At 43.0% G+C, this 676-nt stretch carries 1 protein-coding gene; it reads right to left on the bottom strand.

Translation table 11 applies throughout. The features are described from left to right. Nucleotides 1-16: 16 nt before the first annotated feature. Nucleotides 17-676 (bottom strand): integrin alpha (locus BAZSYMA_RS00020; protein WP_241502498.1); only part of this gene is annotated, 660 nt, incomplete at its 5' end.

The raw sequence follows: 676 nt of genomic DNA, 5'->3' as shown, positions 1-676 counted from the left end.
GCATCAGCAATGGCACTTAGATTAATGGCACTGCTGTTGGCTTTACCAAACACAACATAAGATTTACCTGCAGATAATTTGCCACTTGAATCAATAAAAAAGAACCCACAATCAAATCATCCAAGCCATCGCCGTTGACATCGCCTGCGCTGGAGACTGAGAAGCCACTTTGGTCGCCTGCCACCTCGCCATTAATAACAAAGCCACGATACAAAGCAACACTCAGCGAAGCCGTTGCTGGCTCCGATTCATTGCCATTAGTATCTGTATAAGTAATAGTAGCCACTCTGGCGCCGAGTTGTGAGGCTATATCGGTGTTTTTAAGTTGAATGGCTTCTACTACTTTTGCCACATCAGCAGGGTCAAAAGCACCTGAGGTTTTGCTAATGATTAAGGTTTTAGAGGCGTGTGTATAGCTATACTCTAAACCACTTACTGTGCCAATGGTTTTACCCGTTACTTTGGCAATATCGGCATTTAATGCAAGCTCAGCATCTAATACTAATTTATCGTTTGTTTCATTTAAGCCAGCACCGCCTAACACTACTTTAATGGTTTTAATATCCGTATCGGTGGTGTCTGCAATGTCTGCATCAAAAGCAACGCCTGTGGCGATTTGTATTGTGCCTGTGGTTACTGAATTACTAGATTGGATGCCTGCCATAGGATCTAAATC

Source organism: Bathymodiolus azoricus thioautotrophic gill symbiont (assembly GCF_001298715.1).
Classification (GTDB): Bacteria; Pseudomonadota; Gammaproteobacteria; order PS1; family Pseudothioglobaceae; genus Thiodubiliella.
The sequence above is the reverse complement of the archived record's forward strand: the minus strand, read 5'-3'. Positions and strand labels throughout refer to the sequence as shown.